Source organism: Lentzea indica (assembly GCF_012184385.1).
In the GTDB taxonomy this organism is placed as follows: domain Bacteria; phylum Actinomycetota; class Actinomycetes; order Mycobacteriales; family Pseudonocardiaceae; genus Lentzea; species Lentzea indica.
On sequence record NZ_VSRL01000051.1, the window covers coordinates 19,838 to 44,319 of the forward strand.

A 24,482-nucleotide genomic window follows, 5' to 3' on the forward strand; every position below is an offset into this window, starting at 1 on the left:
CCACCAACAGCGAGTTGGTAGTACTTGCAGACGTCCCAACTGACGTGCGGGTTACGCGTCCTGCTTCTCGGAGCGCCACCACGCGACGAGGTCGCGCAGGCCGCCGTCCATCTCGATCTCGGGCTTCCACCCAAGGTCGGTGGCAGCGGCGCTGATGTCGGCGAGCCGGCGCGTCACGCCGTTCACCTTGCGCTCCGGGCCGTGCTCCAGCGGCAGGTCGGAGTCCATCGCGGCAAGCAACGCGAGGGCGAGCTCCTTGAGCGAGGTCTCCTTGGAGGACGCGATGTTGTACACCGCGTCCGTCACCGGCGCCTTGGCGGCGAGGATGTTCGCGCGGGCGATGTCGTGCACGTGCACGAAGTCCATCGTCTGCGCCCCGTCACCGAAGATCAGCGGCGACTTGCCGTCGGCGATGCGCTCCATCCAGCGGATGAGCACCTCGGTGTACAGGCCGTGGACGTCCATCCGCGGGCCGTACACGTTGAAGTAGCGCAGCGCCACGTAGTCGAGGTCGTACATGGCCTTGAAGCTGCGCAGCGTGCCTTCGTTGAACGCCTTCGCGGCGCCGTAGAAGGTGTCGTTGTTGTACGGGTGGTGCCGCTCGTTGGTCGGGAACGACTCCGCGAGCCCGTACACCGACGCCGAGGACGACGCGACGACCTTCTTCACACCGGCGGCCGCGGCGGCCTCCAGGATCGTGAACGTGCCGTCGACGAGGCACTCCAGCGCCAGACGCGGTTCCTCGGCGCACTGGGTGATGCGGATGGCGGCGAGGTGGAAGACGAGGTCCTTGCCCGCGGTCAGCTCGCCGGCCAGGGCCTTGTCGTTGATGTCGCCTTCGACGATCTTGACGACGCCGGACTCGAGCGCCTGGGCCAGGTTCTCCCGGCGGCCGCGCACGAAGTTGTCCAGCACGACGACCTCCGCCGCGCCGGCCTCGACGAGCTGGTCCACCACCGACGACCCGATCGTGCCCGCGCCGCCCGTGACGAGCGCGCGCTGACCGGCGATGGGCTGGGCCAGATCCTGCTGGGCCAGATCCTGCTGGGCCAGATCCTGCTGGGCCGACATCAAGAAACCCTGCTTTCCACTTGTTGAACGGGAACGAAAACTCCGCCGGTGCGCAGCGACTCCGACGCCGCCTCCAGCACGGCCAGCACGCGCAGACCCGCGCGGCCGTCGGTCAGTGGCGGGCGCTTCTCGGTGATGGACGCGGCGAACTCGGCCATCATCGTGCGCAGTGCCTCGCGCTCCACCAGCGCCGGCGCGACCATGTCGCCGGTGCGGTAGGAGATCTTCTGCTGTTCCTCGGAACGGTCGACGCCGCGGTCGTAAATGGACAGTCGCTGCGCCGGGTTGTTGTCGTCCCACACCACCGTGCGCTGCGAACCGCCAATGACCATCGTGCGGATCTTGGTCGGCGACAGCCAGTTCACGTGCACGTGCGTGATCGCGCCGTTGGACAGCCGGACCGTCAGGTGACCGACGCACGCGACACCGGCTCCGATCGGGTCCGAGCCGTGCGCCGCGACCTCCACGGGCGTGACGTCGTCGGGCAGGATCGCCTCGAAAATCGACAGGTCGTGCGGGGCGAGGTCCCACAGCACGTCCACGTCCGGCTGGACCAGGCCGAGGTTGATGCGCACCGAGTCGATGTACTGGATGTCACCGATCTCGCCGCCGCGAATGATCTCGCGGAGGTGCTGCACGGCCGACGTGTACGCGAACGTGTGGTCCAGCATCAGCGTGAGACCGCGTTCTTCCGCGGCCTCGACGAGCTTCAGGCCGTCCTCGAAGGTGGCCGCGAGCGGCTTCTCCACCAGGACGTGCTTGCCGGCCTCCAACGCCGCCAGCGCGACGGGCAGGTGCGTGGCCGCGGGCGTCGCGATCGCGACCGCGTGCACCTCGGGGTCGGCGAGCACCTCGTCCAGCGACGCCGTGGCGCGCACGGTCGAGTACTCCCCCAGCACGCGCCGGGCCTTGTCGACGTCGAGGTCGCACAGGTAGCGCAGGCGCAGCGAGGGCGTCGCCTGGGCGTTGCGAACGAGGTTCGGCCCCCAGTACCCGGCACCGATGACAGCAATGCCAATCACAGGAGATTTCTCCATCAGTAGGCCCCCTGACCGCCGAAGACGGCACGGAAGGTCTTCCACAAGATCACGGCGTCGAGCGCGAGCGACCAGTCCTCGACGTAGCGCAGATCGAGGCGGATCGACTCCTCCCACGACAGGTCGCTGCGTCCGCTCACCTGCCACAGACCCGTCAACCCCGGCTTCACGAGCAGGCGGCGCCGCACGTCCGAGGAGTACTTCGCGGTCTCCTCCGGCAACGGCGGGCGTGGACCGACGAGCGACATGCTGCCCGCGAGGACGTTGAACAGCTGCGGCAGCTCGTCGATCGAGTAGCGGCGCAGGAACGTGCCGACCCTGGTGATGCGCGGGTCCTTCTTCATCTTGAACAGCAGACCGTGGCCCTCGTTGACGGCGGCCAGCCTGGCGCGCAGCACGTCGGCGTTCGTGACCATGGTGCGGAACTTGATGATCGTGAACGGCACGCCGCTCTTGCCGACCCGCTTCTGGCGGTAGAACACGGGACCACGGCTGTCGATCATCACGAAGGCGGCGACAGCGAACATCAACGGCGCCAATAGGATCAGCAACAGGAATGCGCCGACGCGGTCGACGACGTCCTTGACCAGACGGCGGAAGCCGCTCAGTGCCGGTTCGCTCACCCGCAGCAGCGGCATGCCGAGCACGGCGCTCATGTGCAGACGCGGCCGCGACCTCCATCAGGCCGGGCGACACGACCATCTCGGCACCGGAACCCTCCAGCGCCCAGGCGAGCTGCTGCAGCCGGCGAGGCGTCCAGTAGGCGTCGGGTGTGACGGCGACGATGCGGTAGCCGCCGCGGCGGACGTGCTCGGCGAGCTCGCGCAGCTGGCCGACGACGGGCACGCCGTCGACCTCGGTGCCGGAGCGGCCGCGACCGTCGATGGTGCAGACCGCGTCCACGCGCCAGCCGAGGTGGGCGACGCGCTTGGTGCGGTGGATGAGGTCCTCGACGGTGTCCAGGTTGCCGGCGGCGAGGACGGACAGCAGGAAGCGCCCTTCACTGCGGCCGCGGTGCAGAGGGCGGCGCAGGAGGTAACGCATCGGGAACGCGACCAGGGCGATCGCGGGAACCACTACGAAGACCCACAGGCGGGCGCCGGGGATGTCGACGGCGAGCGCTCCAAGACCGAGCGCCACGACGGCACCGAACAAACCCCGGCCAAGTCTTCGGAACTCCTCGGCTCCCTGGCCGAGAACGGTCGACGTCCACACGCGGTTGATCGCGAGAGAGCCGACCACGGCAACTACTGTGAGTACGTCCAGCAGTGCAAGGGAAAGCGGGCCAAAGGCAGCGTGCCGCATGTCCATGATCGCGCCGACGGCGATGACGACCAGGGCGATCGTCAGCACGTCAGCCGTGATCACGGCGTAGCGGTAGCGGCTTTCCCAACGGGCTACGGGTGGGTGAGTCTGTCTGTGTTCAGACAGCGGGTTGAGCGTGGAGCGCAGACCGTCGACGTCACGGGCAGCGCGGACCTGCTCACTCATCGTTCTGACTCCCCGGCTCAGCGGCGATTCCGGACGTGTACCTACGCAGGTCACCCCGAGGACCTTCAACCTTCGATCTTCGGTAACGCCGCATTCAGGCTCGGCTGCCGAAGCTCGCAACCGGTGATTCGCCAGTTGTGGCATCCGCGTTACAGGCCCCGGAAAAAAGTTTCCCCGATGACCGAATACCGGACGTGACGCGCGTCTCACCGTCTGAAAACCTTGGCCTCGCAAGACGATTCCTGATGTCCACAAGGGACATTAAGGTTACGTATGGCGCGCGAGAATGGTTCAGAACAGGTCTTCGGACCCTAGTCCGATCGACTGTGATTGTGCATGCTCTTACCGCTGAACGGAGTAATGCCTACTGTCGAACAGAAATGCGCACCTCGTCATGCTCGACGACCACGACGTCGCCGTCGCGCAGTTGTGCTCCGCGCCGCAGCTCCACAGAGCCGTTGACGTGGACCTCTCCGTCCTCGATGAGTTCCTTGGCGTGCGCGCCGTCCTCGGCGAGCTGAGCCAGCTTGAGGAACTGCCCTAGCCTGATCGGCTCTTCGGAGATCTCCACCGTCCGCATGAGCCCATCATCCCAGTAGGGCGCACCCCACCGCTCGCTCGGGGGCGCACCCCAGCGCATCCGGGTGAAGTCGTTGACAGCCTTGAAGCATGAAAACTTCTTGGGGGTACGTCGCCTGGTTGGCGGTGTCCGGAGTGGTCTGCGTGGCGATAACGATCTTCGCCGCGAGCGCGTACGTGACGCTGGACATGAGTCAGGCGCGGCCGGATCTGCACGGCCCGGTTCATTACGGCCTGCTCGTCGCGCACATCTTCACCGGAACGGCCGCGATCCTCGCGGGTGTATCGCAGTTCTGGCCCGGCCTGCGCGCGCGGCATCCGCGCGTGCATCGGGTGATGGGCCGCGTCTACTTCGGGGCGGTGCTGCCGTCGTCTCTGCTCGGCCTGGTGTGCGCCCAGCTGTCGCTGTACGGGCTGGCGTCGTCAGGGCCGCTGACGGTGCTGTCGGCGCTGTGGTTCATCAGCGCCGTCCATGGCTTGCGGACCGCACGGCAGCGCCGGTTCGGCGAACACCGGATCTGGATGATCCGCGGTTTCGCTCTCACCAGCGCCGCCGTGACCGGCCGGCTGTGGGGCCTGCTGCTCGGCGCACTGCAGCCCGACGGGGACGGGCTGCTCGTCTTCGCCACCGCGAACTGGCTGTCGTTCGTGGTGAACCTGCTGGTGGCCGAGTGGTGGATCCAGTCGCGGGGTTACACCCGCGCCTTGCCCTCCGCAGCGTTGAGGCCCAGCATCTCGAGCAGGTCAGCGCAGTCGAGCGCGTCCGTGGCGTGACAGGCCACGGTACGTGCCGCCTTGCTGTTCTGAATCGTGCTGTGCTCCTTTTCCAGAGCCTTGGCCTCGGCGAAGGTGCCGGTTTCGGGCTCGGCGATCGCGGGACGCGCCCAAGTCATGTCGTGCCTGCTTCCGCATCGGGGGATGTGGTCATCATGACAACGGGACCCGGGAAACACCAGTGCTGATGCTTTCCGTAATCGACCACCCACGCAGAGTATAAACCCGGAATGCGCTTTTCCCTGCTTTATCGGCCGTACCTCAGCACCGACTCCACTTCGGTCACAAATGCGACAAGCCGTTCGTCGTCCACATCGTCCGGCGTGGGACCGTCCACCGCGAGCCGTTGCAGCGCAACGGAAGTGGTGGCGCTCTCCCGCGCCAGGCGACGGAACCCGAACGTGGCCTCGTAGAGCGACACCGCGGTACCCAGAGCGGCCAAAGTCGTTGCCGCGAAACCCCACATGGCCCTGCGCGGCCCGTCCGCCATCCCCACGGCCGCGGCGGCCGCTGCGGCGATGAAGAGGGCGGCCGCGATCGCGACCGTCCACGTGCGAGCACTGGAGTACCGCTTGCGGCCGCGTTCGAAGTGGTCGAGCCGGTCCTGGAAGCGGTGCCGAAGATAGGCTTCGACGAACTGAGCTTGGCGCTGATCGGTCGGCGCTGTCATGTCCTGACCACCTCGTGCTTGCGGTCGCTGACCGCGGCTTCCAGATCGGCCACCTTGTCCTGCCGCTCCTCTTCCGTAGCCGGTGCAGGAGCGGCGAGGTGGGCGAAGTACAGCGCCCGCAGGCGTTCCGCGCGGGACCGCGCGGTGAGGTACTTGTCGAGCGACTCCCGCTTGCGCGCCACGATCGTGATGGCGGCCGCGAACGCACCGCCCGCCACGACGAGCACACCGGGCCACGGCGTGTCCTTGAGCCACGTCTGCAGCGCGCCGAACACCGTCGTCGTGAGCCCGCCCGCGATCGCCAGCACCGCCGTGAGCCGATAGCGGTTCTGCTCGACGTCGGCCTGCGCGTCGAGCTCGTGGAACGCCGGCGCGACGACCTGGTTGGCGTCGTGGATGGCGTCGGCGAGCGCCGGGTACGCGACGACGAAACCGGGGTCGACGAGCGGGCGCGGTTCCGGTGCCCGATAACGGACCTTGGGCCAGATCTTCGGCGGTTTGACGGGCTTTTCCTTGCCCAGCAACCGTTCCAGGGCGGTGACGGCCTTGCCGGCACCTTCGTCGACGTGGACGATGAAGATCTTGCCGCTGCGCACGAGCACCGCGAGGTCGCCGGTGAGGGCGCCCGTCGCGATGCGGTCCGCGAGGCCACCGGTTCCGGCGAGCACGAGCAGCGGGTTGTCACCGCTGAGGTGGTCGATCACCTCTTTCTCGTTCTCGCCTCCGACGACGAGAGCGACCACGGGCTTCTTGTGCCGGACGGCGTCGATCGTGCGGAACAGCACCGGCGTCGCGTCCGTCCACTCCGAACCCGGCACGATGACGGCGACGCTGTGGTTGGGCTCCAGCGCGATCTGACCGTTGGTGGAGGTTTCGGTGAGGTCGTGCACCTTGCTGCTCGGCGCGACACCGACGACGACGGGCCAGCGTTGCTCGCACGCCTGCAAAGCCATGCCCAGCAAGTGGACAACGCCTCTGTCGGTGCCTTCGGTGACGAACACCGCGCCGTTGCGCGCCGCGGTCACCACGACGGATCTGAGCACCGGCAACAACTTCGCGGCGAGATCCGTCTCGATGTCTTCTGTGGAGCCGAAGACCGAGATCACCGTCCGCCCTCGGGGCAAGCCGAGGGCCTTGGGTTTGATGTCGGCGTCCGGCTGGGACAGCCGTTTGACTGTCGGGCCGCCTGCTGTGGGCATGCCGCGCACCATAACGCCGTGATCGATCGCAGACCAGAGCCGTTCAGGCCCTGTCCTCATCGTCCACAGGGACTTCCTGGCGCTGCTCGAAGGCGTCCGCCTCGTTAGCTTCCAGCGGAGTCTCGTGCGGTGTCTGCTGCGTCTCAGATGGCTCGAGCGGGACGACTTCCCGCTGCTGCTCCTGGACGTCCGCGTCGGGTGCTTCGGGGTTCATGCCGTGCGGTTTCCCTGCGCGGCGGTCTTCCACACCTGCCTGGTCAGCTCGCCGAGGTCGCTCAGGTCGTCGAGGACGATCTCCGCCCCGGCCGCGCGGAGGTCCTCCTTGCTGCTGCGCCCTGTGGCGACGGCCACAAGCCGCACACCCGCCGTCACCGCCGCGTGGACGTCGTGCGGGGTGTCACCGATGAGCACGACCTCGTCATGTGTGAACACCCGGATGTGCCGCGCGCGTTCCCGCGCGAACCTCACCAGCTCGGCGCGGTCCGCGTGGTCGTCGCCGAACGCGCTCACGTCCCAGTCGACGAGGTGCGCGAGCCCGAACTCCTCCAGCTTGATCCTCGCGACGCTCTGCAGGTTGGCGGTCAGCACGCCCTGGTGCACGCGCGGGTCGTCCGCGAACGCCTCCAGCGCCCGCAGCGCGCCCGGCAGCACCTCGGCGTGGCCCGGCAGGTCCGCGCGCCGGTTCTCGAACGAGTTCGCGAGTGCGTTGGCCAGCAGCTGCGAGGCCTCGTCCGTGTGCTCGATGCCGTGCTGACGCAAGATCTCCGCGATGATGTCCAGCTCGGTGCGTCCGCCGAGGTCGACGGGGCCGTCGAGCTCCCTGCCGAACGCGTCCAGGAAGGCCTGGCGGTACATCAGCTTGCCGAAGCCGCGCGCCGAGATCAGCGTGTTGTCGATGTCCCACAGCACCAGCAGTTCGGGCCCGGTCACCGGACCACCACCCCTCAACCCGTAAAATGCCTGCTCATGACCTCGATCGACCCCGCAGAGCTGGAAGTCTGCCTGCGCGTGCTTGCCCAGGTCGAGGACCTGCCCGCGGAGCACGACGACGCGGTGCGCGTCCGCCGGGCCACCGCGAAGATCTTCAAGGCCGCGAAGAAGTTCCGGAAGACGGAGCGCCGTGCCGCCATCACGGCCAACGACCGTGCGGTGACGGCGCTGACCGCCACCGGGTCGCCGGACCGCATCGACGACGAGACGCAGGGCCTGCCCCTGGTGTCGAACGCCGCGGGCGCCACGGCGGGCACGCTGCTGCGCGCGCGGTCCTGCTACACGTGCCGCAAGCGGTTCGTCGAGGTGGACGCCTTCTACCACAACCTCTGCCCGGCCTGCGCCGCCTTCAACCACAGCAAGCGCGACGCGCGCACGGACCTGACCGGCCGCAACGCCCTGCTGACCGGCGGGCGCGCCAAGATCGGCATGTACATCGCCCTGCGGCTGCTGCGCGACGGCGCGCACACCACCATCACCACCCGGTTCCCGAAGGACGCGGCCAGGCGGTTCGCCCAGATGCCCGACGCCGCGGACTGGATCGACCGCCTCAAGATCGTGGGCATCGACCTGCGCGACCCGGCCCAGGTACTGGCGCTGGCCGACGAGGTCGCCGCGCACGGCCCGTTGGACGTCCTCATCAACAACGCCGCGCAGACCGTCCGCCGCTCGTCCGGCGCCTACGCCCCGCTGGCGTCCGCCGAGCACGAGGCGCTGACCGGTGACGCCCGCCGTCCCGAGCTGATCTCGTTCGGCGGGCACGGTCAGCTGGCCCTGCCCGGCACCGCGGTCCCCGAGGCGCACTCGGTGACGACGCTGGCGCTGATGGCGGGATCCAAGGACATCGACGCGGGCGGCCTGGTGCCGGACACCGCCCCGGTCAACTCGTGGATCCAGAACGTCGACGAGGTCGACCCGGTGGAGCTGATCGAGGTGCAGCTGTGCAACTCGACGGCGCCGTTCCTGCTGATCTCCCGGTTGCGCTCGGCGATGGCGAAGTCCGCCCACCGCCGCAAGTACGTGGTGAACGTGTCCGCGATGGAAGGCCAGTTCTCCCGCGCCTACAAGGGTTCCGGGCACCCGCACACGAACATGGCCAAGGCCGCGCTGAACATGTTGACGCGCACGAGCGCCGAGGAGATGCTGCAGGCGGACGGCATCCTGATGACCGCCGTCGACACGGGCTGGATCACCGACGAGCGCCCGCACCCGATGAAGATGCGGCTCGCCGACGAGGGCTTCCACGCCCCGCTGGACCTGGTGGACGGCGCGGCGCGGGTGTACGACCCGATCGTGCGCGGCGAGGCCGGCGAGGACCTGTACGGCTGCTTCCTGAAGGACTACGCGCCCGCCGCTTGGTGACGTTGTCGACACGCGAGTGCTTTTCTCGCGTGTCGACAACGTCACCAACTCACGCTTCTAGGAATGTCACAGTGAAGCACGCGTCCGAGGTACCCGTCGGACGCACCCGAACGAGCCCTTTCGTCAGTCGGCAGGTCTACTCGACCACTTGTTCGAGTACCCATTTGTCATGAGAACTGTGTGGCGGGGAGCACTTCGGTTCGGGATGACGACGATGACGGTGCGGCTGGTGTCAGCCGCCACCGAACATCGCAGCAGGGTGCACCTGGTGCACCGGGAGGACAGCGGCCGCGTGCGGCACCAACAGGTGTGTGGCGAGTGCTCGCTCCGGCTGACCCCGGAGGACATCGGCCGCGGCTACGAGCTCGACGACGGCCGCATCGTGCAGATCGACCCGCACGAGCTGCCGGCGCCGGAGGACGGCGTCATCGACGTCCAGCAGTTCGCGCCGCAGACCGACCTGGACCCGATCGCGTTGCACCGCAGCTACTACGTCGAACCGGACGACCTCTCGGTTCGCTCTTACGTGTTGCTGCGGGAGACCTTGGAGCGAACCAAGACCGCGGCGATCGTGAAGTTCGCGTTGCGGGGCAAGGAGACGCTGGCCGCCATACGGCCGCAGCAGGGGGTTCTGGTGCTGCACACGTTGCTGTGGCCGGACGAGGTCCGTGACCCTCACTTCCCGTTCCTGCACCGCGACACCGAGGTGCGCACCGGTGAACTGGCCGCTGCGGCGGCGTTGGTGCGGGCGCAGACCCGCCCGTTCAAGCCGCACGACTACCCGAACACGCACCACGAAGCCTTGCTGCATCTGGTGGAGGCGAACGTCTAGTGCCGCGGCTCAAAACCATGCCGTGCGAACTCGCGGTCAGACGGGTGCATCGTGGTGCCGCCCCCGCGTCCTCGTACTGGTTGTACGGGGGCGCGGGGGCGGTGCCGCGAGGCGCCCTGCTGAGCGTGGGTTCACCGCCATGGTTTTGAGCCGCGGTACTAGCATCGGAGGCCATGCTCGCCAGCCCGTTCGACCTCGTCGACCTGCTCGAATGCGAGCACCGCAGCTACCTGGGCCGCAAGGATCGGCAAGGCGACCCGGATGAACTGCACGCCGAGGCTGAACGCACGGCCGCCGAGATGCGCTCCGGCAAGGACCTCGTCGAGAACGCCGTCTTCTTCGACGGTGTCTTCCACTGCTCGGCACAGACGCTGGTCCGCACACCTGACGGCTACGAGCCGTGCGACGAAGCTCAGGAGGCCACTCCCCTGGCCGTCCTGAGCCTGACTGCGGTCGCGCAGGCCATCAGCGCTGAACGAGCCCATCTGATCATCGACGGCCGGCGCACGACGTTCAGGATCGCCGACTTCGCTCCCCTGATCAGCCGCCTCAAGACCCGGCTCGCGAAGCCCTCACCAGCGCCGAAGCGGTCCTGGGGTGAGGTCAGGGCCGCGTGCAACGGCTGCCGCTTCTCCCGTCACTGCGTGACCGGGCGCGAAGAGGCACGTGACCTCTCGCTCGTGGCCGGGCTCAGGGCCGACCAGCGGAGGAAGCTGGTTTCAGCCGGCATTGACACCATCGACGCACTCGCAGCCACCGAGGAACGGCCGGCCACGCTCTCCCCCGCGAGCTTCACCGCGCTGACCGCGCAGGCCCGGCTGCAGGTGCAACAGGAACGCACCGGCGTCACCACCTACGAGGTCGTCGCGCCGGAAGCCCTGCAGAACCTCCCGGACCCGGCAGAGGACGACGTGTTCCTCGAGGTCGACGGCGACACGTTCCGCACGCCCGGCTGGGAGGGCACGTTCGCGGAGTTCGTCGACCGCACGCCCATCGGCACGGTCTACCACTTCACGCCGCACGACCTCGCCGGACGGGCCGCGCGCACGGCGACCAAAGAGTCCGAAGTGGACGAGCTCGTGCGGCGGTGCGTCGACCTGGGCGTGCTGACCCGCCGAGTGCTACGGGTGTCCACGCGGGAATACACCCTGCAGGCGCTGAAACCGTTGCTGGACGACGACATCCCGACCCGCGGCGTCCGCGATCTGCTGGAGCGGATCAAGCGCGAGCACGAGATCGAGACCGCGCCGCCGCAGGAGCAGGACGAGGCGGCCAAGGAGAAGGCGGCCGAACGGGCGCGCCGGATGGCCGCGCTCACCGAGCCGTTGATCGCCGAGGGGCACGCGTTGTTCGCGGCGACAGTCGGGTATCACCGGCGCGAGGCCAGTCCCGCGTGGGGTGACTTCTTCCGGCAGGCGAGCGCGCCGATCTCCGACCTGGAGACGGACTCCAACTGCGCGGTGCCGATCACTCTCAAAGCCGAGGACTGGGTGCCGCCGAGCGGGCGGGTCCGCACGCACAAACGCCAGGTGAAAGCACGGATCGACCCGGAGCGGCCGCACCCGTTCGGCAAGGACGAGCAGGTCCGGCTGCTCTATCCCGGCAACGTCACGCGCAATGCCGTCGTGGCGGACGACAACCCGTACGAGCTGGTGCTCACGGAAAGCAACTCGCAGGAGCACACCGAACTGCCGATCGCCGTGCTGCCAGGCAGTCCGGTGCCGGCGGCGCCCAAGGACGAGGCAGTCGCGGAACTGGCGGAGCAGGCGATCCACCTGCTGCCGCTGCTCCCCCGCAATCCCGGCATCGACCTGCTGCTGCGCACCCCGCCGGGGCAGTTGCCGCAGCACGACGACGTGGTGCAGGCCGTGATCAAGGCCGTCGACCAGCTGGACGGCGGCACGCTGGCCGTACAGGGACCGCCCGGTGCCGGCAAGACGTACCTGGCAACCCAGCTCGTGAAGCACCTGATCGACCAGGGCAAGACGGTCGCGGTGACCTCCACGTCGCACAAGGCCGTGGAGAACGTGCTCTCCAGCGCCGACCCGAGCATCCCCATGGCCAAGCGTCCCAAGGGAAAGCCGGAGGAAGGCCTGCCGTGGGACCAGCCGAAGGACAACGGCGCGCTGGCACGCTGGCGTGAGGAACACCCGCAGGGACATCTGGTCGGCGGCACGGCGTGGACGTTCGCCAACGCCGTGATCAAGGCGCAGCCGTTCGACGTGATGATCATCGACGAGGCCGGCCAGTTCGCGCTGGCGGACGCGGTCGCGGTGTCCACGGCGGCCAGAAACCTCGTGCTGCTGGGAGATCCGCAGCAGCTGCCGCAGGTGGTGCAGGGCGTGCACCCGCCCGGCAGCGACGCCTCCGCGCTCGGGCATCTGCTCGGCGACGCGGACGTGATCCCTGAGCACCTCGGCTACTTCCTGGCCGAGACGCGGCGGATGCATCCGGCGGTGTGCAAGCCGGTGTCGGAGCTTTCCTATGCCGGACTGCTCCATTCGCACGAAACCGCCGCACACCGGTGGATCGACGGCATCGAGCCCGGCATCTACCTGCGCGAGGTCGATCACCGGCACAACATCACGTCGTCGGCCGAAGAAGCGGACGCGGTGGTGGACACCGTCAAGCAGATCGTCGGTCGTACGTGGACGGACAACGGCAAAACGCGCGAACTGACCGATGCGGACATCCTGGTGGTGGCGCCGTACAACCTGCAGGTCCGAGTGATCCGGCGCAGGCTCGCCGACGCGGGGTTCGACGACACCCGCGTGGGCACGGTGGACCGCTTCCAGGGCCAGGAAGCACCCGCCGTCATCATGTCCATGACGTCCTCGTCCACCGTGGACCTGCCGCGCGGCCTGGACTTTCTTTTGTCACGTAACAGATTGAACGTGGCACTCTCGCGTGCCCAGGCACTCGCCGTGATGATCTGCTCGCCACGGCTGCTGGACGCCGACGTCCGAGGCGTGGACCAGATGCGCCTGGTGGCCGGGATGCTCGGTCTCCTCGCACAGGTGAGGGAATTCCCTGTTTGACGACGCAAGTGTTGTCGGACAGTGACCTTCCGACCGCTCAGTGTTGCTAGCGTGGCGCGGTTCACCCGGTCGGGTGATCAACAAATCACATGTGCTCGATCCGCCACGCACCAACCAGAGCAGGAGAAATCCGTTGGCAAGTAGAGTTCTCGGCGCGTTCGCGGTGACTGTCACCGCTGCACTGGCCACGCTGGCACTGGCGACCCCCGCCAGCGCACACGTCCCCGTCGTGAAGGCATTTTGCGACGAGACGGCCAAGAAGACCGTGCTGAGTGTGTCGCTGACGTACTACGCGGGCGGCAACAAGAACACCGTGAAGATCACGGACGGCGACAAGGTTCTCCGAGACCGGAAGTTCAGCGAGAGCTACGACGAGAAGTGGGAGGACCTGGACGCAACGGTCGACCACACGTTCGTCGTTGACGTCAAGGCCTCCGACAACAGGCCGGGCAAGAGCTACGACCACTACGAAAAGGTTGAGGTCAAAGCGTGCGTGAAGACGCCGCCGACCAAGCCCACCAAGCCGACCAAGACGACGAAGCCCAGCGAGCCGACCACGCCGGAGGTGCCCTCGTCCTCCGTCACGCCGCCGTCGTCGTCGACCCCGACCGCTCCGGCTCCCGGTGGCAGCACGCCGGAACCGCCGCTCGCGGCGACCGGTGCGTCCCCGATGTGGCTGCTGCTCTCGGGTCTGGGTCTCGTCGGCGCCGGTGCCGGCACTCTGCTGTTCCTGCGCCGCCGCCGCGCCTGAAAGTAGCCGAGTGACAGCCGGGGACGGCCCAGCGCGGAGCCGTCCCCGTTTCGCTGTCTACAGCTCCAAAGTGGTCTCGGACCCGTGGCCTTCGCGGATGAACCACTCGGTGCCGAACGCGAGGCCGAACGTCTCGTCGTCCATCGACAGGAAGAACGACTGCTCCGGGATCTGCGAGGCGTGCGCGCGCATCGCGGCTCGCTTGACGTCCAGGTACTTCGTCACGTCGACCCGTGCGGTGATCTCCGCCTCCGGTGTGCCCGCCTCCTCGGGGGCTTCGAGGTCCACCTCACCGAAGCGCCGGAACGCCTCCATCATGTTCTCGCGGCTCATCGTCGCCTGGTAGACGGCAGGCGTGCCGGCGATCTCCGCGGCCCGCATGCCCACCCGGTGCACCTGGATGTGGTCCGGGTGGCCGTATCCCCCGTTGCTGTCGTAGATCGTGAGCGTCTGCGCGTCCTCTTCCTTGAGGATCGCGGCGAGCTTGCGCGCCGCCTCGTCGACGTCAGCCGTCCAGAACGACCCCTGCCGGTCGTTGAGCTCGTCCCCCATCATCCCGGAGTCCAGGTAGTCCAGGAACTCCACGCGCGCCACGCCCAGCAGCTCGGCGGCCGCGTGCGTCTCGGTCACCCGCCGTTGCGAGAGTTCCTCCCCGTCCTCCAGGAAGTCCGGGATCTCACCGACCTCCCCGCGGGTCGCGACGACGAGCACGACCCGATGCCCCTCCTCGAACGCCTTCCGCATCACGCCGCCCGTGACGATGCACTCGTCGTCGGGATGAGCGTGGAACGTCACCAGTGTCGCCATGCCCTCGACGTTACCCGGCAGTGGAACTCTTCCATTCCCGCACGCTCTCGCGGCTCCCTACGGTGGGGAACAAACCCTAGGCCGCAGGGGAGGTCTGACGTGCGCGTGCTGTGCACGGTCGCGTTCTCGGCTGCCCACGCACGGGCCACCCTCCCCCTCATCACCATGCTCACCGAACTGGGCCACGAGGTGCTGGTCGCGGGCCCGTCCTCGGTCCTGCGGGGCTTCGCCGACGAACCGGTGCGGACCGCCGGTGCGTTGCCCGAGGTGTGCGACCAGCTCGCGGACCTGTTGCAGGGCGAGGTTCTGGCGCTCCCGCCTGACTACGACCCGTTCGCCGACGAGATGATCGTCGAGTTCGCGGCGGGCCCGCACATCACCGGTGCCGCGCGGGCCCTGCTACCGGTCGCCGCCGACTTCCGACCGCATCTCGTTCTGCGCGCGGGCATCGAGTTCGCCGGGCTGCTCGTGGCTGAGCGTCTGGGCGTGCCGCACGTGGCCGCGCCGTCCGGTGCCGGCCAGTACATGGACCGCTCGACGTTGCTGAACGCTGTGAACGAACGCCGCGCGGAACTGCGCCTGCCGCTGCACGAATCGCTCGACTCGGTGCACCGGTTCGGCCGGTTGGACGCGGTTCCCCCTGCCTACTCCCTTGCCCGCCAGCCGATGCCCGCCGCGTTCGCCTATCAGCAGCCCTCGCACCACAGCGCCGGGGAACGGTTGCCGCAGTGGCTGGCCGACCTGGATCCGTCGCGGCCGCTGGTGGTGGCGTCCACGAGCACGTCCGGCGGCGTGTTCGCCACCGAGTCGGCGTTGCGGCTGTTCGACTTCGACGCGATTCCGGACCAGGCTCTGCGGCGTTCGCCCTTGGCGCACCTGGAGACGCTGGTGGCCGGCCTGTCCGATGTGGACTGTGAAGCGGTGGTGCTGACGGGCGGGTTGCCGGTGGAGGCGGCCGAGGCGCCGCACGTGCACCTGGTCGAGTCGTTGCCGCAGGCGTTGTTGCTGCAGGGCGCGGATTTGCTGGTTTCGCACGGTGGGTACAACTCGATTCGCGAGGCCATGCGGGCAGGGGTGCCGGTGGCGGTGTTGCCGGTGATGCACGACCAGATGCACAACGCTCATCGGGTCGGTGAGCTCAAGCTCGGCGTACGGGTTCATGACCATTGCGCGGATGCGGTTACCGAGGCCTGCCGGTACGCGCTCGCGGACGAGGCCGTCCGGCAAGGTGTGCGCGGAGCTCAGCGGCACATGCTGAGCCTGCCGTCGATCCGCGCTGTCGCCGGGTATTTGGAGCGGATCGTGCAACGCAACCGCAGGCTCGTGAGCATGTGAAAGGGCGGCGCCTCCCCCAGAACGTCCAGGCTGGAAGGCGCCGCCCCTCGGCGAACAGGTGGAGCTATCGCAGGGTCAGGTTCCAGGCGTTGATGTACCCGGTGTCACCCGAGTACACGTCCTGGACCCGCAGCTTCCACGTGCCCGCCGCGACCTCGGACGAGGCGTTGACCGTGTAGGTCGCCACCACGTTGTCGGCGCTGTCCGAAGAGGACGAGTTCTTCAGCCGGTAGGCGGTGCCGTCCGGCGCGATCAGGTCGATCACCAGGTCACCGCGGTAGGTGTGGACGATGTCCACGCCGACCTTGGTGGTCGAGGAGGCGTTGCCCGTCACCGAGGAGCTGATCGACGACGTGACGGTGCCCATGTCCGCGATGGCGACGTCGGTCGTGTTCTCCAGGCCACCGGAGGGCGGCGGAGTCGTGTCGACGGCGTTCACGGTCTTGGTCGCGTCGGCCAGGCCCGCGCCACAACCACCGGAGCAGGTGCCGGGGAGCGGACGGGAGTTCGTCTTGATCAGGTCCTTGACCTGAGCCGGCGTGAGCGACGACTTCTTCGCCACCAGCAGTGCCGCGAGGCCCGCGACGTGCGGGGCGGCCATCGACGTGCCCTGGTAGGGCTTGTAGTTCTCGGCACCGGGGGTGGTGGTGCCGGCGTTCAGCGTCGACCAGATGCCGTTCTCCGGCGTGGTGATGGTGCCGGGGGTGTCGGTGCCGCGGCGGGTCTCACCGCCGGGCGCCGCGATGTCGATGCGGGTGCCGAAGTTCGAGTAGAACGCCTTGTTGCCCTCACGGGACGACGCGGCCACGGTGATCACACCGCTGCAGTTCGCCGGGGTGAAGTTCGCGACGTTCATGTTCGAGTTGCCGGCCGCGACGACGACGGTGGTGCCGCGGTTGATCGCGCCGTTGATCGCGTTCTGGTAGGTCGTCGAGCAGGACGACTGACCGCCCAGCGACATGTTGATGACCTTGGCGGGCGTCTGGTTCGCGGGGACGCCGCTCACCGTGCCGCCGGACGCCCAGGTGATCGCGTCGGCGATGTCCGAGGTGGCGCCACCGCACTTGGCGAGCACGCGCAACGGCTGGATCTTGGCGTCGTAGGCGATGCCCGCGATGCCCTTGGCGTTGTTCGTGGACGCGGCGATGGTGCCGGCCACGTGCGTGCCGTGCCAGGACGAGCCCTGGTCGGCGGCGGGCACCGGGTTGCCGGAGGCGTCGGTGCCGCACTCGCCGCGGGCGACCCAGTCGCCCTCGTCGGCCGAGTTGAAGTCACGGCCGTTGCCGTCACGAGCGCGCGTGGCGTCCGACACGAAGTCGTACCCCGCGACGACTCGGGCCGAGAGGTCGCTGTGCGCGACGTAGCCGGTGTCGATCACGGCAACGGTCACGCCGGCGCCGGTGGTGCTGGACCACGCGCCGGGCACGTTCATGCCCGCGGTGGCTTCGAACAGGTCCCACTGCCGGGAGTAGTCGGTGTCGTTCGGGTCGGCGAACGGCTGCATCAGCAGGTCCGGCTCGACGTACGCGACATCGGGGTCGGCCTTGAAGGCCTGGATGGTCGAGTCGGCGTTCGAGGTCTTCGAGCCGAGGTCGACGACAACGGCACCGCTCGACATGCGGCGGTGCACGGACTTGCCCTTGTTCTTCACGTCGTCCGAGGCAGCGGTGTCGGACGAGGCTTCGGCGGTGCCCGGCTTGTAGCCGACGATCAACCGTTCGAACGGGCGGTTCACCTGGGTCGAGTCCGGTTGGGACTGGATCTGGGCGGGGGCAGCGTTGACTGGTGAGACAACGCTCAGCACGGCGGCGGAGACAGCCGCGGCGCACAGGCTCGTGCGTCGCAATCCGTTCACGAGACGGGTCCTTCCACGCAGGGCCTTCGCGTGCCGGGGAGGGCGTCAGGTTTCTGAACCGGCTGCGGAGGTGACGAGGACCGTAAGTCGGGCACACCTGCGAAAACAGGTCTGGCGGAGTCCGAATAACGACACTGACGTGTTCACGACAGGGCCACTGCGCTGAATGGCGCACAATGTGGCCGTGTTCGGACACTTGGGCGTCTCACCGGAGCTGACCGCTGTTTACGAGCTCCTGGTGACGGGAGGCAGCCGCACCACCGACGAGATCGGCGTCGCCGCCACCGTGCTGGAGCAGATGCGGGAGCTCGGCATGGTCCGGCACCTGCCAGGTGACGTGTGGCAGGCGGTCGCACCGGATCTCGCCGTGGAGGCCCTGATCGCGGCCCGCGAGGAGGCTCATCGCCGCGCCCGCTCGGACGTCGCCCCGTTGATGGAGCTGTACCTGCGCAACCGCGGCGAGGAGCAGGCAGACAACGCGTTCGTCGAGGTGGTGTCCGGGGTGGGCGCGGTGCGTGAGCTGTGGCACACCCTGCTGCGCGGCGCCCGCGACGAGGTCTGCGTGCTCGACCAGCCACCGTACGTGACGCCGCTGGGCGAACACGTCGCGCTGGAAGACGAGACACGCGAACGGGACGTGCAGTGGCGGGTGGTCTACGACCGGTCCGCTGTGGACCTTCCCGGCCGCGTCACCGAGATCATCGAGCTGGTCGCGGCCGGAGAACGGGCCCGCGTCACGCCGACCCTGCCGTTCAAGCTCGCCGTGATCGACACGCACGCGGCCGTGCTGCCTGTTGCGAACGGCGACGTCGTCGACAAGGTCCTGCTGATCCGCCCGTCGGCCTTGCTGGACGTGCTGCGGTCGACGTTCGAGCTGTACTGGGACAAGGGAATCCCGTTCAGTCCCGGCGGGATCTACGCGGCGGCGGCCGACGTGGACCCGAACCTGCTCGGGCTGCTCGCGGCCGGGCTGACCGACGAGTCGATCGCGCGCCAGCTGGGTCTGGCACCGCGGACGGTGCAGCGGCGCGTGCGGCAGCTGATGGACCGGTGCGGCGCGCAGACCCGGTTCCAGGCCGGAGTGCAGGCGATGCGGCGCGGCTGGCTCTAGAAAGAGGAGCGGGCGCTTCCGGTCATGGAGTCACCGGAAGCGCCCGCCCTTTCAACTGGCGACCTTGCGCGCGGCCACCAGCTGCCCGTCCGCGAACCCCTCGACGCGCACCTCGCGCCCGGTCGCGCTCAACGTCGCGGTGTGCGCGCCGTCGGTCACGTCCAGTGAGGTGGCCGGGCGGCCGTCGACGTAGATGTCCACCCGGTCGAGGTTCACGGTGTCCAGCGTGACGGTCGTCCCCTCGACCACCACTCCGAGCCGCCGCACCGGCAGCGCCGCCAGCAGCGAGCCCGCACGCGCGAGCAGATCCACGTTGCCCTGCAACAGGTCCGCGCGCGTCACCTTGTGCTGGTGCGTCGGACGCACGCCGAGGTCCTCCACGGGCGTGCCGGCGAGCTTGCCGACGCGCAACGTGCGGCGGATCGACACGCGCATGTTCGCCTTGTTGGGCAACGTCTTGTACGGCGACTCCGCGTCGCCCGGCGCCGGGATCTTCAGCAGCGTCGACAGCAGCCCGTGCGTCCACACGTTCGCGCCGCCGGCACCGGTGTTGTCGTCCACGCCGAGGATCGGGCCAAGCTCGTGGTCGGCCCAGCCCGCGGCGAAGATGTCCGTGGCCGAGTAGCAGCGCGCGTCGGTGATCAGCACGACCGGGCCGTGATAGGTCTGCCCCACGGCGTTCGCGCCGTCGACCGGCGTGATCGTGTGCGCGCAGGAGAACGCCTGGCCGGTCTCGGTCGAGGAGTCCAGCGACGGGAACCACGGGCCGAGGTCGATCTGGCCGGTCGGGTCGTCCGCGTGGCGGCGGCAGATCCGCAGGTTCAGCGGCGTGCTGAGGAACTGCACGGGTTCCGGGTCGATGCGGCGCGGCGTCATCGTCTGCAGCAGGAACTCCGAGGCGAAGATGTGGCCGCCGCCGTTGTCGCGGACGTCGACGATGAGCCCGTTCTGCGGCAGCAAAGCCGCGAGCCTGATGAACTCGGCGAGGAACGCGTCCGGGTCGTCCACGCTGAACGTGAAGATCCGCACGTGGCCGAACTCGCCGGACGGCGTGGTGACCGGACGCGCGCGGAACACGCCGGGCATCGTCGTGGGCACGTCCTGCGCCGACATCGCGACAGCGCCGCCCGCCGCTTCGGCCTGCACGACCTTGGGCGCGTGCAACAACTTCTTGGCGCGGGCCTTCTCGTCGGAGTCCAGGTCCACGCCCTGCGCGGCCGCGGCCGGTGACAACGAGTCGACGTCGGTCATCGGCGGCAGGTTGTCGGTGACCTGCCAGTCGACGCGGATCTCCTCGGAGACGCCGTTTTCGTTGCGGTAGCTGACTACGACCCAGTCCTCGTCGGGCGGGAGCTGGATCACCAAGGGGCGCAACGTGAGCGACTCGAGGCCGCGAGCGAGGTTCGCGGCGGTGTTGCTGCCGGCGAAGATCGCGCCGTTCAACGCGACCGCGCGGGCGATCGGCGTGCCGTTCCAGTGCGTCACCTCGGTGCCGACCGCGAGACCGTTGAAGTTCGCGACCGTGCGGGCGACGAGGTACTGCTCGGTGCCGTCTGCGGCGAAACAGCGCTCCAGCTGGAACGGCAGGAAAGCGATCTTGCCAGCGAACGGCGCGGGCAGCAGGTAGTTCGTGTGCAGGTCGCGCACGGAGTGGAAGGTGCTCGACAGCTCGCGGTGGAACTGCCACTCGGGCTCGGCCGTGGCGTCGGTCTGCCGTTCGAGTCTGGCTCGTAAAACCCGGAGTCTTTGCACGGGGTTCACCGCGTGCATGGCGACTTTGAGCGGCAGGTGCGCGTAGTTCTGTTCCAGCAGGATCAACGCCTGGTCGACGATGAGCTTGCGCTGAGCCAGGGTGAGACTGCCCGCGGTCGCGAGGAACTCGGCGAGTCCGACGGAGTTTGCGACGTTCGGGTGAGCGGTTGTGGTCATGGTGGGGCCTCCTTGCCAAGTAGAGGCTTTCGAGGGCGGCTGGATACACCCTTTTCACCCGTTCGGCCGCTAACTGGAGCAGTTTTCGAGACGACAACTGGAGTAAAGGAGGCCGTCGATGAGCCCACGGGCCCTGGAACTGCGCATCCACGGGGTCAACAACACGCCCCCGTACGCGATGCTCGCGCTCCCCGAGCACGCGGTCGAGCAGTTCCGGGGCGACAGGTTCGGCAGCTTCTGGCGGCCGAAACCGGACAAGCTCGCCGAGCTGCCACCGATCACGCGGGCCAGGTGCCGGAGGAGGTCCGCCGCGAGGCGTACTCGTGGGGCGGCATGGCGCGCAGCAGTCCCGGTGTGCCGGGCAGCGGGGTGCCGTCGGTGCTCGCGAACGTGCTGGGGCGCATCGGCTGGGCGTTGCTGCTGCCGTTCGGCCTGGCGAACGTCGCCTACTGGTCGCGAAAGCTGCCCGACGACTCGATTCCGACGACGAAGCGGATGGTGTGGTGGAACGCCGGGCGCGGCGCCGCCAGCACGCGGCTGTTCGGGCTGGGGCTGACGGTGCTGCTGGTGCTCGCGGTGTGCGAGGTCGCGATCGACGTCTACGCGATCCAGTGCTCGTCGCCCGGCACCACGTGCAAGCGGCTGCCGGAGTTCCTGGACCTGCTCGGTGATCCTCCGCGGCACGTCCGTGTGCTCGCCGCGTCCGCCGTACCGGTGCTGTTGCTGCTCGGGTTGCTGGCGCTGACCTCGTTGTCCCGCAGCAGGTACGAGATGACGACCATGCGGCGCAAGCCGGTGCGGCGGCCCGGCGTGATGCTCAGCCGGTCGTCGATGTGGGAGGGCAGCCCGCGGATCCGCCGGCTCACCCGCCTGCACATCGCGGCGGGATGCTGCGTCGTGACGCTGGTGACGAGCGCCCAGTTGTTGCAGCACGTGTTCTTCCTGGTGCTCACCGTGCTCGCCGGCGGGGTGCTGGCGGTCGTGATGGGCAGGGTGGTGGTGACCGCGACCGACTGCCCGGACGTGCCCTCGACCGAGAAGGGCGGGCTGTGGTCGTGGCTGCTGATGATCTCGGCCGTGATCGTGCTGGTGGCGCACGGTTTCGGGCTGTACGCGATCGCGCCGTCGTTCGACGGGCCGCTGTGGCTGACCTCGTGGGGTCCGCCGGTCGTCACCGTGGCGTTGCTCGGATCGGTGATGGCGGCGTGGTCGTGGCGGCGCAACGACGCCAAGGGACCGCTGGTTCTGCTCGTGCTGTTCGTCGCGTTCATGGTTGCCACGTACTGGGTTTCGCTCGCCTGGATCGGCGCTGTCGTGTTCGGCGGTGTGCTCGCGTGGCGGGCCCGGCCGCGTGCCGGTGACGAGTGGCAGGCGTGGCGTGGCGCGGGACCCGGTGTGCTGCTGGGGTTGTCCCTGACTTCGTCGGTGATGTTGTCGACGGTGCTGGTGCTGACGTTCCGCGGCTGGGTCGGTACCGGGCTGCGGGCGCCGTGGTTCTACTCGTGGTTCAGCGCCGCCTTCGCGGTCACGCTGGTTCCGTTGGTGTTGCTCGTGATCGCGCAGGCCCTCACGTTGTTGTCGCGGCTGACCAAGCCTTCCGCGCTCGACGACGAGGCCGAGGTGCTCGTGGTGCGGGTGCGGCACGTGGTCGCTGTCACGCATCGGGCGGAGAACGTCGTCGGTGTGCTGTCGGTGCTGGGTGTTCTCGCCCTGGTGCTGACCTGCTACCTCACGTTCGACGCGCCTTCCTGGTCGCGATGGGAGGGCGTCACGTGGGTGCTGGGCAAGGGCGACTGGATCACCGGGCTCGCCGGGGTCGCGGTGGTCGGGTCGTTCGTCGGCGCCGGGATGCTGACCAACCGCAGGCCGCTCGGGCTGCTGTGGGACCTGATGTGCTTCCTGCCGCGCACGGCCCACCCCTTCGCGCCGCCCTGCTACGCCGAGCGCGCGGTGCCGGAGATCGCCGACAGGTCCCGCGAGTTCCTCGACGAGTCGCCCGACCACCGCGTGGTGCTGTCCGCGCACAGCCTGGGCGCCGTGCTGGCCGTGGCGGCGTTGTTCGCGTTGCCAGAGGGATATCTGCACCGGATGCAGCTGCTGACGTACGGCGTGCAGCTGCGGCCGTACTTCGGGCGGATCTTCCCCGAACTGCTGGGCCCGGCCGTGCTCGGAACGCCGGAAGTGCGGGCGGGAGCGATGTTCTCGTGCGACCCGTGGCGCCGAAACCCTGGCGCAACACCGGATCGCGGGCTCACCACGCTCCTGGGCCGGAACTGGATCAACCTGTGGCGCCGCACCGACTACCTGGGCTTCCCCGTGCACGGCTGGGAACCGAACTCCGTTGATCGTCGCGCGAGCGAGACGGACGGATCTCCGGACAAAGTGGAGACTCACGGCGACTACCACTACTGCGCCGCCTATCGGCAGGCGTTCACCGACCTCGTCTCATTTGATCTGAACCGGTCACCCGATGGTGAACGTGGAGGGGGTGGGAACCTGGAACGCAGTTGACTCAAGGAGAAACATGCGCACGACTGTGGCGGCCCTCGTGGGTGCCGTACTGCTCACCGGTGGACTGGCAGCCTGCTCGGGCGAGGCCCCGCCCTCCGCGCCGAAGGCCCCCGAGATCAAGCCGGTGGCCGAGACCGCGGTGGACGCCCCCGCCGCCTCCGGTGACCAGCCGAAGGGCATCACCTACGACGTCAAGCGAATCCCGGTGGGCGCCAAGCTCTCCACCGGCGCGTCCGTCTCGGATGGACGGACGACCGTCGAGCTGAAGGTGTCCGGCCTGCTGCCGGACACGAAGTACGGCTCGCACGTGCACACCAAGCCGTGCGGCGCCAAGCCCGCCGACTCGGGCCCGCACTACCAGCACGAGAAGGACCCGGTGACGCCGAGCGTCGACCCGAAGTACGCCAACGCCCAGAACGAGATCTGGCTCGACTTCACGACCGACGCGCAGGGTGCCGCGACCGGCACGGCGACGGTGGGCTGGGAGTTCCGCAAGGGCGAGGCGAACGCGGTCATCGTCCACGCCGCGCACACCAGCACCGAGCACGGCAAGGCGGGCACCGCCGGCGACAGGCTCGCCTGCCTCACCGCGCAGTTCTAGCAGGGCCAGGTCAGGGCCACACCTCCGGCGAGGTGCGGCCCTGACACCGGTTCCCGCACCGCCGCACGCACGAGGTTGAGCACCTCGTGCCGGGGCCCGGCGCGGCGGACCAGTCCGCGCACGCACAGTTCCCGCAGGAACAGGGCGTCCGCGGGGTCGTCGTGTTCATGGTCGGCCATGCGCGCCAGCAACGCCCGTGCAGGCTTATCCAATGTGGACAGTGAGCGCCGCAACGAGTCGCGCAGGTGCGCCGAGGTCGGATCCATCGGGTTGGACCGCAGTCGTTCCAGCAGGTGCTGCGGCGAGTAGACCATGAACCACCCGGCGGCGAACTCCAGCGCCGACGGCAGCCCGTCCAGCTCGCGCACGAGACCCGTCAGCGCGGCCTGGTTCGCCGGTTCAGGCCGGAAACCGGGCCGCACCCGGTGCACGTGCGTGAGGAGCAACTTCACCGCGGCGTCGTCGCACAGCGCTCCCAGCGGGAACACGTGCTCGGCCAGCAGCCCCGTTGGTGCCAGCGCGGTGACGACGACCCGCAG

At 68.7% G+C, this 24,482-nt stretch carries 19 protein-coding genes and 2 pseudogenes; 9 read left to right on the plus strand and 12 right to left on the minus strand.

Annotation, left to right across the window (positions count from 1 at the left end; genetic code table 11):
• Positions 1-51 precede the first annotated feature (51 nt).
• The 4 genes and pseudogenes from FXN61_RS16670 to FXN61_RS16685 form a co-directional block, all read right to left on the minus strand.
• A complete protein-coding gene (locus FXN61_RS16670; RefSeq protein ID WP_167974936.1) occupies positions 52-1,071 on the minus strand; it encodes an NAD-dependent epimerase/dehydratase family protein in 1,020 nt (339 codons plus the stop codon).
• Entirely contained in the window at positions 1,071-2,093 is a 1,023-nt protein-coding gene (locus FXN61_RS16675; RefSeq protein ID WP_312877791.1) for a Gfo/Idh/MocA family protein, read from the minus strand. Before FXN61_RS16675 ends, FXN61_RS16670 begins: the two co-directional genes overlap by 1 nt.
• 14 nt (positions 2,094-2,107) lie before the next feature.
• A pseudogene (locus tag FXN61_RS16680) lies at positions 2,108-3,599 on the minus strand (sugar transferase).
• A gap of 364 nt (positions 3,600-3,963) precedes the next feature.
• Positions 3,964-4,179 (minus strand): RNA-binding S4 domain-containing protein, encoded by a 216-nt coding sequence (locus FXN61_RS16685; RefSeq protein WP_167974940.1) that lies wholly within the window; start codon positions 4,177-4,179, stop codon positions 3,964-3,966.
• Between the two features lie 89 nt (positions 4,180-4,268).
• On the opposite strand from FXN61_RS16685, the gene FXN61_RS16690 reads away from it, so the two are divergent.
• Complete coding sequence (locus FXN61_RS16690; protein ID WP_167974942.1) at positions 4,269-4,952, plus strand: DUF2306 domain-containing protein; 684 nt, start codon at positions 4,269-4,271, stop codon at positions 4,950-4,952.
• Positions 4,953-5,199: 247 nt separating this feature from the next.
• Here FXN61_RS16690 and FXN61_RS16700 read toward each other — a convergent pair whose 3' ends face one another.
• From FXN61_RS16700 to FXN61_RS16715, 4 genes are read right to left on the minus strand one after another with little or no spacing between them, the layout of a single operon-like run.
• Positions 5,200-5,622, minus strand: a complete 423-nt coding sequence (locus FXN61_RS16700) for an SLATT domain-containing protein (protein WP_167974946.1) — start codon at positions 5,620-5,622, stop codon at positions 5,200-5,202.
• A complete protein-coding gene (locus FXN61_RS16705; protein WP_167974948.1) occupies positions 5,619-6,821 on the minus strand; it encodes a TRP family putative cation channel in 1,203 nt (400 codons plus the stop codon). Before FXN61_RS16705 ends, FXN61_RS16700 begins: the two co-directional genes overlap by 4 nt.
• A gap of 43 nt (positions 6,822-6,864) precedes the next feature.
• Entirely contained in the window at positions 6,865-7,035 is a 171-nt protein-coding gene (locus FXN61_RS16710) for an Rv3202a family protein (RefSeq protein ID WP_167974950.1), read from the minus strand.
• Positions 7,032-7,751, minus strand: a complete 720-nt coding sequence (locus FXN61_RS16715) for an HAD family hydrolase (protein ID WP_167974952.1) — start codon at positions 7,749-7,751, stop codon at positions 7,032-7,034. Before FXN61_RS16715 ends, FXN61_RS16710 begins: the two co-directional genes overlap by 4 nt.
• Positions 7,752-7,787: 36 nt before the next feature.
• On the opposite strand from FXN61_RS16715, the gene FXN61_RS16720 reads away from it, so the two are divergent.
• From FXN61_RS16720 to FXN61_RS16735, 4 genes are all read left to right on the plus strand, one after another.
• Entirely contained in the window at positions 7,788-9,173 is a 1,386-nt protein-coding gene (locus FXN61_RS16720; RefSeq protein ID WP_167974954.1) for an SDR family oxidoreductase, read from the plus strand.
• 169 nt (positions 9,174-9,342) lie between these two features.
• The gene (gene ku / locus FXN61_RS16725) at positions 9,343-10,005 is read left to right on the plus strand and encodes a non-homologous end joining protein Ku (RefSeq protein ID WP_167974956.1); all 663 of its coding nucleotides are present in this window, start codon (positions 9,343-9,345) and stop codon (positions 10,003-10,005) included.
• Between the two features lie 173 nt (positions 10,006-10,178).
• Positions 10,179-13,043, plus strand: coding sequence for a DEAD/DEAH box helicase (locus FXN61_RS16730; protein ID WP_167974958.1), 2,865 nt, complete (start codon positions 10,179-10,181; stop codon positions 13,041-13,043).
• A 133-nt stretch (positions 13,044-13,176) separates the two neighbouring features.
• Positions 13,177-13,794 (plus strand): LPXTG cell wall anchor domain-containing protein, encoded by a 618-nt coding sequence (locus FXN61_RS16735; protein ID WP_167974960.1) that lies wholly within the window; start codon positions 13,177-13,179, stop codon positions 13,792-13,794.
• 57 nt (positions 13,795-13,851) lie between these two features.
• Here FXN61_RS16735 and FXN61_RS16740 read toward each other — a convergent pair whose 3' ends face one another.
• A complete protein-coding gene (locus tag FXN61_RS16740) occupies positions 13,852-14,601 on the minus strand; it encodes a PIG-L family deacetylase (RefSeq protein ID WP_167974962.1) in 750 nt (249 codons plus the stop codon).
• Between the two features lie 99 nt (positions 14,602-14,700).
• Between FXN61_RS16740 and FXN61_RS16745 the strand changes: the two genes are divergently transcribed.
• Entirely contained in the window at positions 14,701-15,936 is a 1,236-nt protein-coding gene (locus tag FXN61_RS16745) for a glycosyltransferase (protein ID WP_167974964.1), read from the plus strand.
• A gap of 64 nt (positions 15,937-16,000) precedes the next feature.
• Here FXN61_RS16745 and FXN61_RS16750 read toward each other — a convergent pair whose 3' ends face one another.
• Positions 16,001-17,791 carry a S8 family peptidase gene (locus FXN61_RS16750; RefSeq protein WP_223165469.1) on the minus strand — a complete coding sequence of 597 codons (1,791 nt, stop codon included), beginning with the start codon at positions 17,789-17,791 and terminating at the stop codon, positions 16,001-16,003.
• A gap of 184 nt (positions 17,792-17,975) precedes the next feature.
• On the opposite strand from FXN61_RS16750, the gene FXN61_RS16755 reads away from it, so the two are divergent.
• Positions 17,976-18,902: a LuxR C-terminal-related transcriptional regulator gene (locus tag FXN61_RS16755; RefSeq protein WP_167974966.1), complete on the plus strand. Its 927-nt coding sequence runs from the start codon at positions 17,976-17,978 to the stop codon at positions 18,900-18,902.
• A 51-nt stretch (positions 18,903-18,953) separates the two neighbouring features.
• Here FXN61_RS16755 and FXN61_RS16760 read toward each other — a convergent pair whose 3' ends face one another.
• A complete protein-coding gene (locus FXN61_RS16760) occupies positions 18,954-20,831 on the minus strand; it encodes a S41 family peptidase (RefSeq protein WP_167974968.1) in 1,878 nt (625 codons plus the stop codon).
• Between the two features lie 291 nt (positions 20,832-21,122).
• Here FXN61_RS16760 and FXN61_RS16765 point away from each other — a divergent pair, with 291 nt between their 5' ends.
• Complete coding sequence (locus tag FXN61_RS16765) at positions 21,123-23,342, plus strand: hypothetical protein (protein WP_167974970.1); 2,220 nt, start codon at positions 21,123-21,125, stop codon at positions 23,340-23,342.
• 13 nt (positions 23,343-23,355) lie between these two features.
• Complete coding sequence (locus FXN61_RS16770) at positions 23,356-23,943, plus strand: fibronectin type III domain-containing protein (RefSeq protein ID WP_223165470.1); 588 nt, start codon at positions 23,356-23,358, stop codon at positions 23,941-23,943.
• Here FXN61_RS16770 and FXN61_RS16775 read toward each other — a convergent pair.
• Positions 23,940-24,482, minus strand: a pseudogene (locus FXN61_RS16775) (hypothetical protein); the annotation flags it as partial. The gene FXN61_RS16770 and the pseudogene FXN61_RS16775 sit on opposite strands and share 4 nt — an antisense overlap.